Raw genomic sequence first — 14,188 nt, forward strand, 5'->3', positions numbered from 1 at the left:
CCGCGATCGCGCGCGAACGCGAGGCCTGGGCCGGCCGCGCCGCTGGTGCCGGCACGCGCGGGGCGGAACTTGCAGCACGCCGCACCGAGGCCGAGCAGGAGGCGGCTGCGCTGGTCGACGCGCCGGGGCGGCTCGCCGTCGCACGCAGCGAGGCGCAGACGCTGCTCGCCTCCACCGAGGCAGCGCGCAACACCTCCGCCGACATGCTCAACCGCGCCGAGCAGGAGGCGAGCGTCTCGGGCCGCGCGATGCGCGAGACCGAGGCTGCGCTGGCACTTGCCCGCGAATCCCGCGTCCGCGCCGAAGGGGCCGTGACGCAGGCCGAGGCCACCGCCACCGACCTCGCGCGCGACCTCGTCGAACGACTCGGGCTGACGGTCGAGGCGCTGCTGCGGGACGTGCCGGTGGCCGAGCCCTATGCCGAGGCGGAGCAGACGGCGGCGAGGAAGCTCGAGCGCCTGACGCGCGAGCGTGACCAGATGGGCCCCGTCAACCTCGCCGCCGAGCGCGAGGCGGAGGAGGTCGAGCAGCGCATCGCCACGCTGCACGCCGAGCGCGATGACCTGACGGCCGCGATCGCCAAGCTGCGCGGGGCGATCGGGGCGCTGAACCGCGAGGGGCGCGAGCGGCTGATGGCCTGCTTCGCCGAGGTCGACCGCCACTTCCAGGACCTGTTCACGCGCCTGTTCGGCGGCGGGGCGGCACACCTGAAGATGGTCGACTCGGACGATCCGCTCGAGGCCGGCCTCGAGATCATGGCCTCCCCGCCAGGCAAGAAGCTGACGACGCTGAGCCTGCTGTCGGGCGGCGAGCAGGCGCTCACGGCGCTTTCCCTCATCTTCGCGGTGTTCCTCACCAACCCAGCGCCGATCTGCGTGCTGGACGAGGTGGACGCACCGCTCGACGACGCGAATGTCGGCCGCTTCTGCGGCATGCTGGACGAGATCGCGAGGCAGACCGGCACGCGCTTCCTCGTCGTCACGCACCACCGCCTGACCATGGCGCGGATGGACCGGCTCTACGGCGTGACGATGCCCGAGCGCGGCATCTCCCGCCTCGTCTCGGTCGATCTCACGGTCGCTGAGGGCTTCGTCGCCCCACCGATGGCGGCGGAGTAACCCGTCAAGGCTTCGCGATCGTCGCCTTCATCGTCGCCACCTGGGCAGGTGTGAAGCCCAGCCTGACATCGTTGGCCAGCCGCAGATACTGCTTGCGGTCGGCCAGCGTCTGGCCTTTCCAGGCGAACATGATGTCGTCCTTCGCCTGGACATGGCCGACGCCCAGTTGGTGGCCAAGTTCATGGGCGATGAAGCAGGCGAAGACGTTGGTTGCCGAGATCGTCGCCCCGCCGAGCAGTTCGCCGATCCAGGAGCCGATCACACCTTCGAAGATGTAGCCCGTCACGGGGCGGTTGGCGTCCGCCGCGCGTCGGTTGAAGGGCCCGAGCTTGGTTCGCCCCAGCCCCTCGGCAGAGACGCCGCCGATGTCAGGATCTGCGTTCCAGGCGAAATCGGCCTTGAGGAATCTGTCGCTGCCCGTTCCGTCCCCCAGCCGGATAAAGACGGCATCGCCAAGCGGCGCGAACAGCGCTCGCACCGCCTCGCACAGCTTCGCGGGCCTGCCCAAGTCGCTGCTGAACACCGGGCCGCGGACGATCAGTCCGCTGGCTCTGTCCTGCATCACCTGCTCGAGTGCGGCAAGCTCGGCGAGGTCGAGATGGATGTAAAGAGGGGCGGGCATGGTATTCTCCGGCGATGGGCGTGACGATCGCAGCGAGGGTCGCGCCTCTTGCCTGCGATCGCGTGTGACAGGCCGCACGCGGGGCTGCGATCATGACGGCCGCGGCGCATCGAGCATGATCCGCCGCAGCGCAGCACGCAGTTTCTTGACACCCCCCTGCCCGGCGGCTAGGTAGCCCGCGCCTTCCGGGCGGCGCTTCCGCCGAACGAAGGAGCATGGGTTGGACGATCCGGACAAACGCGCGCCGGGCGACGCCGCGAAGGATGCCTCGTTCGAGGCACGACTTGCAGCGGCGCGTGCGAAGCAGGGCCTCGACAGGCCCGAGAACGCAGGTCGTCAGGCAGGCAGCCCCTGGGGCCTTGGCCTTCGTGCCGGGCTCGAGGTGGCTTCGGCCCTCGTGGTCGGCGTCGGGCTTGGGCTCGCGGCCGACTGGTGGGCCGGAACCCGCCCCCTGTTCCTCGTCGCGGGATTGTTCCTGGGCGGTGCGGCGGGCGTGACGAACGTCTACCGGCTGATGCTGGGACGGCGAAGGTAGAAGGGTCAGGTCAACGCGCCGGCGCCATGGGGTGCCGGCGATGATGACTGCCGGGGGGCGTGATGGCGGTTGAAGGCAAGACGATCGATGCGCTGAGCCAGTTCGAGCTCACGCCCATCGTTGCCGGCTTCACCAACAGCAATCTCTACATGCTGATCGCGGGTGTCGCGATCTCGGCGCTCATGGTGCTCGGCATGCAGCCGCGCGCGCGCGTTCCCGGCCGCCTGCAGGGCCTCGCCGAGGTCTCCTACCAGTTCGTGCACGGGATGGTCGATGAGCAGGTCGGGCATGAGGGGCGGAAGTTCTTCCCCTTCGTGTTCACGCTCTTCATGTTCGTGCTGTTCGGCAACCTGCTCGGCATGGTGCCGTACTCGTTCACCTTCACGAGCCACATCGCGGTGACGTTCACGCTCGCGCTCGTGGTGTTCATCCTGATCACCGCGGTGGCGCTGGCCATCCACGGCATGAAGTTCTTCGGCTACTTCTTCCCCGAGGGCGCGCCGATCGCGCTCGCGCCGATCATCATCCCGGTCGAGATCATCTCCTACCTCTCCCGCGTGGTGAGCCTCTCGGTGCGTCTGTTCGCCAACATGGTCGCCGGGCACGTCATGCTGAAGGTGTTCGCCACCTTCGTGGTGCTGCTCGGCAGCCTGGGCGGCATCGGCATCATCGGTGCCGCCGCCCCGCTCGCGCTCAACGTCGCACTGGTCGGGTTCGAGTTCCTCGTCGCCTTCCTGCAGGCCTATGTGTTCGCCATCCTGACCTGCATCTACCTGCACGACGCCGTCCACCTGCACTGAACCCCACCTGCACTGCAACAACGGCCCGTCAGTCACTCGTTCAGCCACCTCGCAACACTCTTCGCTCTCAAGGAAAGGGATACTCAGATGGAAGTCGCCGCCGCGAAGGCCCTCGGGGCCGGTATTGCTGTCATCGCGCTGTTCGGCGTGGGTCTCGGCATCGGCAACATCTTCTCGTCGCTGATCACCGCGGTGGCACGCAACCCGGCCGCCCGCGACGCGGTGTTCCCGATCGGCATTCTCGGCTTCGCGCTCACGGAAGCCGTCGCGCTGTTCGCGCTGCTGATCGCCTTCCTGATCCTTTTCGCCTGATCCTGGTCGCCTGATCCTGCCGCCCGCGTGGCGCGCCATTGGGCGCCACGCGGGACCGGCGCGGATGGGGCGGGCCATCGATCGCGACCGGGAGGTTCGGATGCCGCAGCTCGATTTCGCCAACCCGCTGGTGCTCACCCAGGTGCTCTGGCTCCTGGTGATTTTCGGCGCGCTCTACGTGCTCCTGTCGAAGGTGGCTCTGCCGCCCATCGCACGGGTGCTCGCGGACCGGGAGGCGGCGATCACCGCCGACCTCGAGACCGCGCGCGCGCTGAAGGCTGACGCCGATGCCGCAATCGCCGCGCAGGAGAAGGCCGGGCAGAAGGCACGCGCCGAGGCGCAGGCCGCACTGCGGGCTGCCGTCGATGCGGCGAAGGCCGAGGCCGTGAAGGCGGAGGCCGATCTCGGCTCACGGCTCGCGGCAGACCTTGCCGCGGCGGAGGCGCGCATCACCGCAGCCAAGGACCAGGCGCTCGGTGCCGTGCGCACCATCGCCGCCGAGGCAGCGGCGGAAGCGACCGCCAAGCTCACCGGGCTGATGCCGGATGCGGGCGCGGTGGTCGCTGCCGTCGATGCAGCACTCGCCGCCGGCCAGCGGCGCTGAGCGGAACGAAGGGGCGAACACCATGTCTGATCCGAAATTCTGGGTCGCGATCTCCTTCGTCATCTTCATTGCGCTGGCGTGGAAGCCGCTGATCGGCCGTTTCCTCAGCGGGCTCGATGCACGCTCCGCCCGCATCAAGGCGGAGATCGACGAAGCGCAGCGGCTTCGCACCGAGGCCGAGGCGATGCTGAAGCGCGCCGAGGCTGCGCGGGCCGATGCCGAGAAGGAGGCAGCCGCCCTTCTTGCCCATGCCCGCGAGGAGGCGGCGCGCGTGACGGAGGCAGCCCGCGTCGAGCTCGACGTCGCGCTGAAGCGGCGCGAGAAGATGGCGCTCGACCGCATCGCCGCGGCCGAAGCCGAGGCCGCCGCCGCAGTGCGCAACGCAGCGGCCGATGTCGCGATCGCTGCCGCGCGGAACCTGATCGCGTCGGGGCTGACGCAGGACGGCCACGCCTCGCTGGTCGACGCCGCGATCGCCGACATTCCCCAGAAGTTGCACTGACCTTTTTCCCCGATCGGCTGCGTTGACGCCCCGGCATCGTCCGGGGCGTTTGCGTTTGCACCGTTGTACTCGCGAATGCACGTCTCTACCTGGCGCATCTCCTTCGTTGCGCAAAGATCCTTGCGTTGCGATACCGTTCTGCTACCGTATTGGGAACGAAGACAGGAGACTTCAACCTGAAGGGAGGGGTGGACGTTGGCCGATCCATTCAGCGCGCTGCGACAAGGTGCGGAACTCGCCAGCACCGTGTCCATGGCCATCCCGCCGCCCGCCGGCCCCTTCGTCATGGTCGGCCTGCAGATCTTCGCGATGCTGCTGCCGACACCGCCGGCGCCAGACAAGGACAAGATCATTCTCGACGCCATTGCCGCGCTGCCGGACCAGATCGGCAACGCGGCAAGCCTCGGCGCTGCCAAGGCCCGGCTCGCGGCGATCAAGAGTGGCGTCGACCTCGTGCTGCGCGACTGGGAATCGGCCAAGGGGTCGGACTACGAGGCGAATGCCCTCGCCAAGGCGAAGAACAGCTTCAATGCCATGCTGCAGGTCGGGACCGACCCGGTGAAGGAACTGAACGGCCTTCTCGATGTCGCCATCGCCGACGCGGCGGGCTACGCGGCCGGGGTGGCGGCAGTGTCGGCCTACATGAACCTCCTGCTTGGCCTCGTCATCGCCCGCAAGGTCATCGTCGAACTGTCTGGCGGCATCGTTGCGGTCCTGGCAAAGCGGACGCGCAGGGGCGATCGAAGCGCGGCTGCTGAACTGCGCAAGGCAAAAGGCGACCTTCGTGCCGACTACGACGATCTCGTGAATTTCGTCAACCAGTACTGTGGTCCTGATGGCGACGAGCGAAAGACGTGCGAGGCGTTCATCGCGGCCCTCAGGAAGAAGCGATCAGACGTCCTTGAGGTGAAGACGGATGGTTCGAATTCGTACTGGGTTTTTTCGCACTCCGAAGAGTCACACTACATTCTCGATCCAATCATCAGCGACCAGAAGCAGCACATGGAAACGGATGAACTCCGTTTCCATCCGCTTCCTCCTGGCTCGACGCGCGGTAACCCGCAACCGTATTGGATCTGCAAGCTAAGCAGCGTGCAGGCCGCGCTCGAAGGCTACAGGAACACCGTGCTGGCGCAGTTCGACACCGACATGGCCAGTGTCAGGAAGATCTATGCACAGCTCCACGACCAGGTGGACCAGGCGAGTGATCTCGCACCGCAGCCTCCGCGCTCCGCCATCAGCGTTGCCTGGACCGACGTCGGCGTCGCCGGTTATTGGAACGTGGCGAAGGGAAACGCCGTCGCCTGGGGGGTGCAGTTCCAGCACGGTGACAAGACCAGCCCGATCGTCTGGTCGCCCTGGGAAGCCTCGCCGGGCGGCACGGCTGTGCCACGCCTGACCGTGCCGTGCGACGAGACGACGGCAAGGCTTACCCAGACGCGCGTCGTGTACAGGATCGTGCGTGAGAGTAAGCCTCCCTCTCCGTTGCCACCGACACACGAGCCGCCCGACGAGGCAGAGGTGGCGCTGATGCTGCCCGACAACGTCACCGAGCGCGTCATCGACACCGTCCTTGACGCAACGCTCGGCCTGCCGCCGGTCCCGGCGTTGCCGCCGCTCGTACCGCCTCCGGTGGCAGTCGTGCCGCCAAAGGCCCCGCCACCACAGGCAACCGGCGCGTCGGCCGGCGCCGGCAAGCGGTACTGCTTCGCCTACTGCGACGCAGACGGTAAGGGCGAATCACCCATCGGCCCCGAGACGGACTGGCTCGACGTGCCTAGCGGAGCCTCTCTCCTGCTCGCGATCGGCCCGAACGACCTCAAGCCCCGCCTCTATGCGCGCGGCCGGGCTGACACGAAGCCATCCCCATCGCAGGGCGAACTCAAGGAAGGCGACCAGTTCTGGACCTGGACCTGTCCGTGAAAGCAGGAGGCAGAAAATGGCAATTGAACGCGAAGTCAAGTTCGAGGAAGAGCCCAAGACCGAGGAAGAAGCCAATGAGCGAATTGGAGAAGAGGAAGATAAGCTCCGCGAGATCAGGTCACGCCAGACCGTCGAGCTCACAAGGCGGATGACCGAACTTTCGCAGAAGGTCTCCGAGCTCAGCGACAAGCTTGGCAAGTCGACCCTCATCGCGCCGGAGATGGACGAGGTTCGGAGCAAGCCCGTCCGCGACCCGGTCGAGAAAGCCGCAAAACCAAAGAGGTCCGAGACAAAGGATAAAGCCGAAAAAAAGGTCAAGGAAATCCTTGATAGCGACGAGAACAACAAGAAGGATTCCGAGCCAGACAATAAGAAGCCGGCCGATCAAAAAGAGTGGGCGGGCTCGAAGTTCATGTACCTCGTCACCGGCCTGACGCTATTCGGTCCCATGCTGATGCAGATGTTCGAGGGGTTGTACAAGGCGATGACCGGCAAGTCACTCGATGGCCTCGGCCTGCCTGACGAGGTGACGGCGAAGCTGATGGCGTTCGCGGCAGAGAAGAAAGCGGAGACATCAGAAGCCTACTGGAAGGATATCGCTGACTACATCGCGAAGTCGCCGAACGCAACGAGCGCCGACCTGATCATGCTCCTGCAATTCATCGTCAAGACGAACCCTCTCACCATGCCGTTCATGTGGTCGAGCTTCGAGGACGCCGGCAACATGGCGCTCGAGCTTGCGCCACAGTACACGGCCGATCGGACGAAGTTCTTCACTGGCCTTGCGACGCTCAAGACCAAGGACAAACGGCCGCTGCCGCGCGCGACGGCCGCCGGCGTGGCACAGAACGCGATCGCGCTGACCCTGGTCACGCCGACGGCATGACGGGCAGCCACAAAGCCTGACTGTTGGGAACCATCGTTTGGTTGCGTCTACGCCCCGGCACTGCCGGGGCATTTTCGTTCGTGAAATGAAATGCGGCCGCGGCAGGTTTTCGCGTGGAGGCTTGCCTCTGCCCCCGCCTCTCTTCATCGTTGCGCCAACGGGGGCGGCGGCATCGGTCGCGCGGCTCGGCAACGGGAGACATCGACGATGCGACGGGCACTTCTTTCGGGCGCGTTCCTCAGTGCGTTCGCGCTCGGCCTTGCCGCGCCAGCGGACGCCAACGTGTTCCGCTGGGCGAATGACGGCGACGCCAACAGCATGGACAGCTACACGCGGCAGGAGACGTTCCTGCTGACCTTCACGCAGAACATGATGGAGCCGCTGGTCAGGCGTGACCGCAACCTGAAGGTCGAGCCCTCGCTCTCCGTCTCGTGGAGCCAGCCGGCGCCCGACGTCTGGCGCTTCGCCCTCCGCCCCAACGTGCGCTTCCATGACGGCTCGCCGTTCACCGCCGACGACGTGGTGTTCAGCTTCCAGCGCGCCACGGGGCCCGGGTCGAACATCGCCTCCTTCCTCGCCTCGGTGAAGGAGGTGCGGAAGGTCGACGATCTCACGGTCGAGTTCGTCACCCGCGTGCCGAACCCGATCTTCCTCGAGGAGATCACCTCCTGGCAGATCATGTCCAAGATCTGGGCCGAGAAGAACAACGCGGTGAACGCCGCGGAGCTGACACGGCGTGAGGAGAACTTCGCCACCCGCAATGCCAACGGCACGGGCCCGTTCCGCCTGGTCTCGCGCGAGCCCGATCGCCGCACGGTGCTCGAGCCGAACCCGGGCTGGTGGGACCGGGTGGAGCACAACCTCACCCGCGTCGAGTTCAACGTCATCAGCAACGATGCCACGCGCGTCGCCGCCCTGCTCTCGGGCGAGGTCGACATGATCTACACCGTGCCGCCGCAGGACATGGAGCGGATCGGCCGCGCGCCGGGGCTTCGCCTGCACCAGGGGCCGGAGCTGCGCACGATCTACCTCGGCATGGACCAGCTTCGGCCCGAGCTGCTGAAGTCGGACGTGAAGGGCAAGAACCCGTTCCAGGACATCCGCGTCCGCCGCGCCTTCTACCAGGCGATCGACATGCAGGCGATCGCGAGCCGGACGATGCGCGGCCAGTCGCGCAACACCGGGCTGCTGCTCGGGCCCGGTGTGAACGGGTTCAGCCAGGCCCTCGACCAGCGCCTGCCGTTCGACCCCGATGCCTCGCGCCGCCTGCTCACCGAGGCCGGCTACCCGCAGGGCTTCGGCGTGACGCTCGACTGCCCGAACGACCGCTACGTGAACGACGAGGCGATCTGCCAGGCCGTCACCTCCATGCTGGCGCGCGTGGGGGTTCGCGTGACGCTCGTGGCGCAGACGCGTGCGCGCTTCTTCGCCGAGGTGAATGGGCCCGGCTACAACACGTCGTTCTACATGCTCGGCTGGACGCCCAACACGTATGACGCGCACAACGTCCTCTACAACCTCGCGGGCTCGCGGGGCGACGGGCGGCGCGGCGTGTTCAACAACGGCGGCTATGCGAACCCGAAGCTCGATGAGCTGATCGACCGCATCGCGATCGAGACCGACCAGGCGAAGCGCAACGCGCTGATCGCCGAGGGCCTGCAGATCGTGAAGGACGACGTCGCCTACATCCCGCTGCACCAGCAGACGCTGGTGTGGGCGGCGAAGCAGAACATCGACCTCGCGCAGCTCGCCGACAACCAGTTCCCGCTGCGCTTCGTGCGGGTTCGCCAGTAGGGCAAAGCGGCGGCGCCTCCCACACGGGGGCGCCGCCTCGCGCTATAGCATCTTGTCGTAGGTGATCCACATCGTCCGCGTCGCCAGGCGGTCATACACGCCGCGGCCGCGGTAGTTGTCATCGGCCGTAATCCAGCGGATCACGCCCCAGCCCTTCTCGCGCCCGAGCGCTGCCACCGCTTCGATCAACGTATCGGCGATGCGCTGGCCACGCTGCGCGGGGTCGACGAACAGGTCATCGAGGAACCCGCCATAGCCGCCGCGCAAGGGCCGCGCATAGGGGCGGTAATGCGCAAGCCCCACGGGCTCCCCCGACGCACCGAGTGCCACGAGGCCGTTCACCTCGTGCGCAGGGTCCATCAGCCAGCCCCATACCGTGTCGCGCATCGCCTCGGTCTGCTCGACCTTGTAGAACGCGGCATAGCCGGCATAGAGGCGCCCCCAGGCCGGCCGATGCTCCGGCGCGACCGGGACGACGGTGTTGGCGCTCACTCCGCCGCCTCGGCGTAGCTCTCCATCGGCTCGCAGGTGCAGACGAGGTTGCGATCGCCATAGACGTTGTCGACGCGCTTGACGGGCGGCCAGTATTTCGCTGCCGCCACGAAGGGCAGCGGCATCGCCGCCACCTCGCGCGAGTAGGGGTGCGTCCACGTCTCGGCGGTGATTTCTTCTGCCGTGTGCGGCGCGTTCTTCAGCGGGTTGTCGCCGACCGGCCAGCGACGCTCCTCCACGGCCGCGATCTCGCTCCTGATCGCGATCATCGCGTCGCAGAACCGGTCGAGCTCGGACTTCGCCTCGCTCTCCGTCGGCTCGATCATCAGCGTGCCCGCGACGGGCCAGGACATGGTGGGCGCGTGAAACCCGTAGTCCTGCAGGCGCTTGGCGATGTCCTCCACCATCACGCCGGCCGAGGCCTGGAAGCCGCGGCAGTCGATGATGCACTCATGCGCCACGAACCCCTCTGCACCGCGATAGAGGATCGGGTAGTGGGGTGCCAGACGGTGCGCGATGTAGTTGGCGTTGAGGATCGCGACCTCGGTCGCCTCGCGCACGCCGGCCTCGCCCATCATCGCGATATAGGCGTAGGGGATCGGCAGGATTCCGGCGCTGCCCCAGGGTGCGCTCGCCACCGGGCCGGGGCCTGTCGCGGGCCCGGCACCCTCGACCAGCGGGTGGTTCGGCAGGAACGGTGCGAGATGCGCCGCGACCCCGATCGGCCCGACGCCGGGGCCACCGCCGCCGTGGGGGATGCAGAACGTCTTGTGCAGGTTGAGGTGGCACACGTCGGCACCGATCGCCGCAGGGCTGGTCAGCCCCACCTGCGCGTTCATGTTGGCGCCATCCATGTAGACCTGGCCGCCTTGGGCGTGGACGATCGCGCAGATCTCGGCGATGCCCTCCTCGAACACGCCGTGCGTCGAGGGGTAGGTGACCATCAGCGCCGCGAGCTTCACCGCGTTCGCCTCGGCCTTCGCGCGCAGATCGGCGATGTCGACGTTGCCGTCCTTGTCGCAGGCCACCGCGACGACGCGGAAGCCGGCCATGACGGCCGACGCCGGGTTGGTGCCGTGCGCCGAGGTGGGGATGAGGCAGATGTCGCGATGGGTGTCGCCGCGGCTCTCATGCCAGCCGCGGATGGCGAGCAACCCCGCATACTCGCCCGCGCTGCCAGCGTTGGGCTGGAGCGAGACGGCGGCGAAGCCGGTCGCCGCACACAGCCACTGTTCCAGCCGCGTGATGAGCGTGCGGTAGCCCTGCGCCTGGTCGGCCGGTGCGAAGGGGTGGATGCCGCCGAAGCCCGGCAGCGTCACCGGGATCATCTCGGCCGTTGCGTTCAGCTTCATCGTGCAGGAGCCGAGCGGGATCATGGAGCGGTTCAGCGCCACGTCCTTGTCCTCGAGCCGCTTGAGGTAGCGCAGCATCTCATGCTCGGCGTGGTGCGAGGAGAACACCGCCTGGCGGAGGAAGCCGCTGCTGCGTGAGAGCGTGCCCGGGATCGAGGCGGGGGCCGAGGGCATCACGGCAGGTGCTGCACCGCCCGAGGCTTCGGCGAGGGCGGCGACCAGCGCGTCGATGTCGGCCCGCGTCACCGTCTCGTCCATCGCGATGCCGACATCGGTGGCCGACACACGGCGGAGATTCATGCCCTTCGCGAGCGCCGCCGCCATCACCGCATCGGCCTTCGCACCGCAGTCGAGCGTGACGGTATCGAAGAAGGCCGCGTGCCGCGGGGCGAAGCCCAGGCCGCGTGCCGCATCTGCGACGAGGCGCGCGGCGAGGTTGCAGCGTTTCGCGATGCGAACGAGGCCCTCGGGCCCGTGCCACACCGCGTACATCCCCGCCATGACCGCGAGCAGCACCTGCGCGGTGCAGATGTTCGACGTCGCCTTCTCGCGGCGGATGTGCTGCTCGCGCGTCTGCAGCGCGAGCCTGAGCGCGGGCCGCCCGGCGGCATCGACGGATACGCCCACGAGGCGGCCGGGCATCTGCCGCTTGAACGCATCGCGCGTGGCGAAGAACGCCGCGTGCGGCCCGCCATAGCCGAACGGCACGCCGAAGCGCTGGGCCGAGCCGACGACGACGTCCGCCCCCATCTCGCCGGGCGGCTTCATGAGCGTGAGCGACAGCAGGTCGGCCGCGACGATCGCCATCGCGCCCGCGCCCTTGGCAGCGGCGAGAACCGCCGTGAGGTCGCGGATCTCGCCGGTCGTCGAGGGGTTCTGCACGAGCATGCCGAAGGGCTTCCCGGCGCACGCCTCGGCAAGCCCGGCGAAGCCAACGCGACGCACCGTGACGCCGAGCGGCCGCGCGCGGGTTTCCACCACCGCGAGCGTCTGCGGATGGCAGTCATCGGCGACGAGGAAGAGTTTGCTCGACCCCTTCTGCGCGTGCAGCGCGAGCGACATCGCCTCCGCCGCCGCCGTGCCCTCGTCGAGCAGCGAGGCGTTGGCGATTTCCATGCCGGTGAGGTCGGTGATCACGGTCTGGTAGTTCAGCAGCGCCTCGAGGCGGCCCTGCGCGATCTCCGCCTGGTAGGGCGTGTAGGCGGTGTACCAGCCGGGGTTCTCGAGAACGTTGCGGAGGATGACGGGCGGCACATGCGTGCCGTGATAGCCAAGCCCGATCAGGCTGCGGATGTCGCTGCGGTTCTCGGCCGCCAGCGCGGCGAGCTCGGCCAGCACCTCTGCCTCGCTGCGCGCGGGCGGGATCGCCATCGCCGCGTGGGTGCGGATCGAGGCCGGAACGGTTTTCGACACGAGCGCGGCGCGGTCAGCGAGGCCGAGGGTGGCGAGCATCGCTGCCTGCTCGGCGCCCGAGGGTGCGATGTGGCGGGAGACGAACCCGTCATGGGCGGAGAGGCTCTCGAATTCTGCGAAGGCGTTCATGGCGTCTCTCCCGTTCACAGCGTCTCGAGGAAGGCGGCGTAGGCGGCCTCGTCCATCAGGGCTTCCGGCTCCGCTCCGTCCTTCGGCTCGATGCGGAAGAACCAGCCATCGCCCAACGGCTCTGCGTTCACCAGGCCTGGGTTGTCGGTCAGCCCCGCGTTCACCTCGACGATGCGGCCGGCGAGCGGGGCGTAGATGTCGGACGCCGCCTTCACGCTCTCGACCACCGCGCAGGCCTCGCCCGCCTCGACCTCGCGCCCAACCTCGGGGAGCTCGACGAATACGATATCGCCGAGCGCGGTCTGCGCATGGTCGGAGATGCCGATGGTCGCGACATCGCCTTCGAAGCGCACCCACTCATGGTCCTTGGAGAAACGGATCTCGCTCATTCGGGTGGCTCCTGGTTCAGCGCTTGTAGCGGTGCGGGACGAAGGGCGTGGAAGTGACTCGGGCGGGCAACGGCTTGCCGCGCACCATCAACTCGATGGCCGTGCCATCGGCGGCAAAGGGGGTGGCGACATAGCCCATGGCAATGGGGGCGGCGAGTGTCGGGCCGAACCCGCCTGACGTGACCTCACCGATCGGCCTGCCATCGGCGGCGATGATCGTCGTGTGCGCGCGGGCAGGCGCGCGGCCATCGGGGCGGATGCCGACGCGAAGCCGCTTCGGGCCCGATTCGAGCTCCGCGCGGATGCGCTCAGCCCCGGCGAAATTCCACTCGCTTCGCCGCCGCTTGCCGATGGTCCACACCAGCGCTGCCTCGACCGGGCTCGTCGTCGTGTCGATATCGTTGCCGTAGAGGCACAATCCGGCCTCGAGACGAAGGCTGTCGCGCGCGCCAAGCCCGGCGGGGGCGACGTCGGCATCGGCCAGCAGGGCCTTGGCCAGCGCCTCGGCCTTGTCGGCGGCGACCGAGATCTCGAACCCATCCTCGCCACTGTAGCCCGAGCGCGAGGCGAGCACGGGGATACCGGCAACCGTGGTCTCGACGATGCCCATGAAGGGGAGCGACGCTGCCTCCACGCCGCCCATGCGTGCCATCACGCCCTCGGCCGCGGGGCCCTGCAACGCGAGCAGCGCCCGATCCTCCCACCGTTCGAGCCTGACGCCGCCTGGCATGTGCGCGGCGATGTGGGCGAAGTCGGCATCCTTGCAGGCGGCGTTGACCACGAGAAACAGGTGATCGCCGCGGTTGGCGACCATGAAATCGTCGAGGATGCCGCCCTCGGGCGAGGTCAGCAGGGCGTATTTCTGTCGCCCGGGCTTCAGGATCTGCACATCGGCCGCCGTCAGCGCCTCGAGGGCCGCGGCAGCGCCCTCGCCGCGCAGAACGCCCTGGCCCATGTGGCTGACATCGAACAGCGCCGCCTTGTCGCGGCAGGCGGCATGCTCGGCCATGATGCCGGCCGGGTACTGCACCGGCATGGCGTAGCCAGCGAAGGGCACCATCCGCGCGCCGAGCGAACGGTGAAGGGCATCCAGCGGCGTGGTGTTCAACTGGCCGTTCACAGAATGGTCTGTCACGAAACCCCCGAGGACATGGTCGCTTCCCCCGGCACGACGCCGGCGGCACGACCCCCCTCTGTCCCGTGACCTGAGAGATTCGGGCGCCTGATGGCCTGCGCCCTTACTCCGTCGGTGCGACACCGCAAACGCTGGTGCCGGCTTTCCAGAGATTCGTCACCCCGAAGCGGTCCTTTGTGCCT

At 68.0% G+C, this 14,188-nt stretch carries 13 protein-coding genes, 1 pseudogene and 1 riboswitch; of the genes and pseudogenes, 9 read left to right on the forward strand and 5 right to left on the reverse strand.

All coding sequences use genetic code 11. The annotated features are described in order from the left end of the window. Window positions 1-1,118: pseudogene (locus tag Q0C38_RS12960) on the forward strand (chromosome partitioning protein ParA); the annotation flags it as partial. 4 nt (window positions 1,119-1,122) lie between these two features. Here Q0C38_RS12960 and Q0C38_RS12965 read toward each other — a convergent pair. Next, on the reverse strand, window positions 1,123-1,740 hold the full coding sequence (locus Q0C38_RS12965) for a matrixin family metalloprotease (protein WP_291297521.1): 618 nt from the start codon (window positions 1,738-1,740) through the stop codon (window positions 1,123-1,125). Between the two features lie 220 nt (window positions 1,741-1,960). Here Q0C38_RS12965 and Q0C38_RS12970 point away from each other — a divergent pair, with 220 nt between their 5' ends. From Q0C38_RS12970 to Q0C38_RS13005, 8 genes are all read left to right on the forward strand, one after another. After that, entirely contained in the window at window positions 1,961-2,275 is a 315-nt protein-coding gene (locus Q0C38_RS12970) for an AtpZ/AtpI family protein (protein ID WP_291297522.1), read from the forward strand. Between the two features lie 62 nt (window positions 2,276-2,337). Continuing rightward, entirely contained in the window at window positions 2,338-3,075 is a 738-nt protein-coding gene (locus Q0C38_RS12975; RefSeq protein WP_291297523.1) for a F0F1 ATP synthase subunit A, read from the forward strand. Between the two features lie 87 nt (window positions 3,076-3,162). Continuing rightward, complete coding sequence (locus tag Q0C38_RS12980) at window positions 3,163-3,387, forward strand: ATP synthase subunit C family protein (RefSeq protein ID WP_291297524.1); 225 nt, start codon at window positions 3,163-3,165, stop codon at window positions 3,385-3,387. 100 nt (window positions 3,388-3,487) lie between these two features. Beyond that, a complete protein-coding gene (locus tag Q0C38_RS12985; protein WP_291297525.1) occupies window positions 3,488-3,991 on the forward strand; it encodes a F0F1 ATP synthase subunit B' in 504 nt (167 codons plus the stop codon). 22 nt (window positions 3,992-4,013) lie between these two features. After that, on the forward strand, window positions 4,014-4,493 hold the full coding sequence (locus Q0C38_RS12990) for a F0F1 ATP synthase subunit B (RefSeq protein ID WP_291297526.1): 480 nt from the start codon (window positions 4,014-4,016) through the stop codon (window positions 4,491-4,493). Window positions 4,494-4,688: 195 nt separating this feature from the next. After that, a complete protein-coding gene (locus Q0C38_RS12995; protein ID WP_291297527.1) occupies window positions 4,689-6,416 on the forward strand; it encodes a hypothetical protein in 1,728 nt (575 codons plus the stop codon). A gap of 16 nt (window positions 6,417-6,432) precedes the next feature. Continuing rightward, window positions 6,433-7,302 (forward strand): hypothetical protein, encoded by an 870-nt coding sequence (locus Q0C38_RS13000; RefSeq protein ID WP_291297528.1) that lies wholly within the window; start codon window positions 6,433-6,435, stop codon window positions 7,300-7,302. Between the two features lie 207 nt (window positions 7,303-7,509). Next, the gene (locus tag Q0C38_RS13005) at window positions 7,510-9,096 is read left to right on the forward strand and encodes an ABC transporter substrate-binding protein (RefSeq protein WP_291297529.1); all 1,587 of its coding nucleotides are present in this window, start codon (window positions 7,510-7,512) and stop codon (window positions 9,094-9,096) included. Window positions 9,097-9,138: 42 nt separating this feature from the next. On the opposite strand, the gene Q0C38_RS13010 is transcribed toward Q0C38_RS13005, so the two are convergent. The 4 genes from Q0C38_RS13010 to gcvT are packed head-to-tail and all read right to left on the reverse strand — an operon-like array spanning window position 9,139 to window position 14,006. After that, window positions 9,139-9,588, reverse strand: a complete 450-nt coding sequence (locus tag Q0C38_RS13010) for a GNAT family N-acetyltransferase (protein ID WP_291297530.1) — start codon at window positions 9,586-9,588, stop codon at window positions 9,139-9,141. After that, the gene (gene gcvP, locus Q0C38_RS13015) at window positions 9,585-12,482 is read right to left on the reverse strand and encodes an aminomethyl-transferring glycine dehydrogenase (protein WP_291297531.1); all 2,898 of its coding nucleotides are present in this window, start codon (window positions 12,480-12,482) and stop codon (window positions 9,585-9,587) included. Before gcvP ends, Q0C38_RS13010 begins: the two co-directional genes overlap by 4 nt. A gap of 14 nt (window positions 12,483-12,496) precedes the next feature. Continuing rightward, a complete protein-coding gene (gene gcvH, locus Q0C38_RS13020) occupies window positions 12,497-12,871 on the reverse strand; it encodes a glycine cleavage system protein GcvH (RefSeq protein WP_291297532.1) in 375 nt (124 codons plus the stop codon). A 16-nt stretch (window positions 12,872-12,887) separates the two neighbouring features. Beyond that, window positions 12,888-14,006: a glycine cleavage system aminomethyltransferase GcvT gene (gene gcvT, locus Q0C38_RS13025; protein ID WP_291297533.1), complete on the reverse strand. Its 1,119-nt coding sequence runs from the start codon at window positions 14,004-14,006 to the stop codon at window positions 12,888-12,890. 48 nt (window positions 14,007-14,054) lie between these two features. Further along, a riboswitch (glycine riboswitch) is annotated at window positions 14,055-14,165 on the reverse strand. Between the last annotated feature and the right edge of the window lie 23 nt (window positions 14,166-14,188).

The sequence above is a fragment of the Elioraea sp. genome (genome assembly GCF_022842375.1).
Taxonomy (GTDB): Bacteria; Pseudomonadota; Alphaproteobacteria; order Acetobacterales; family Acetobacteraceae; genus Elioraea_A.

Coding starts and splice junctions, on each gene's coding strand:
- Q0C38_RS12985 (WP_291297525.1), top strand. CDS start 3,488: ATGCCGCAGCTCGATTTCGCCAACCCGCTGGTGCTCACCCAGGTGCTC.
- gcvP (WP_291297531.1), bottom strand. CDS start 12,482: ATGAACGCCTTCGCAGAATTCGAGAGCCTCTCCGCCCATGACGGGTTC.
- Q0C38_RS13000 (WP_291297528.1), top strand. CDS start 6,433: ATGGCAATTGAACGCGAAGTCAAGTTCGAGGAAGAGCCCAAGACCGAG.
- Q0C38_RS12980 (WP_291297524.1), top strand. CDS start 3,163: ATGGAAGTCGCCGCCGCGAAGGCCCTCGGGGCCGGTATTGCTGTCATC.
- Q0C38_RS12975 (WP_291297523.1), top strand. CDS start 2,338: ATGGCGGTTGAAGGCAAGACGATCGATGCGCTGAGCCAGTTCGAGCTC.
- gcvH (WP_291297532.1), bottom strand. CDS start 12,871: ATGAGCGAGATCCGTTTCTCCAAGGACCATGAGTGGGTGCGCTTCGAA.
- Q0C38_RS13005 (WP_291297529.1), top strand. CDS start 7,510: ATGCGACGGGCACTTCTTTCGGGCGCGTTCCTCAGTGCGTTCGCGCTC.
- Q0C38_RS12990 (WP_291297526.1), top strand. CDS start 4,014: ATGTCTGATCCGAAATTCTGGGTCGCGATCTCCTTCGTCATCTTCATT.
- Q0C38_RS12965 (WP_291297521.1), bottom strand. CDS start 1,740: ATGCCCGCCCCTCTTTACATCCATCTCGACCTCGCCGAGCTTGCCGCA.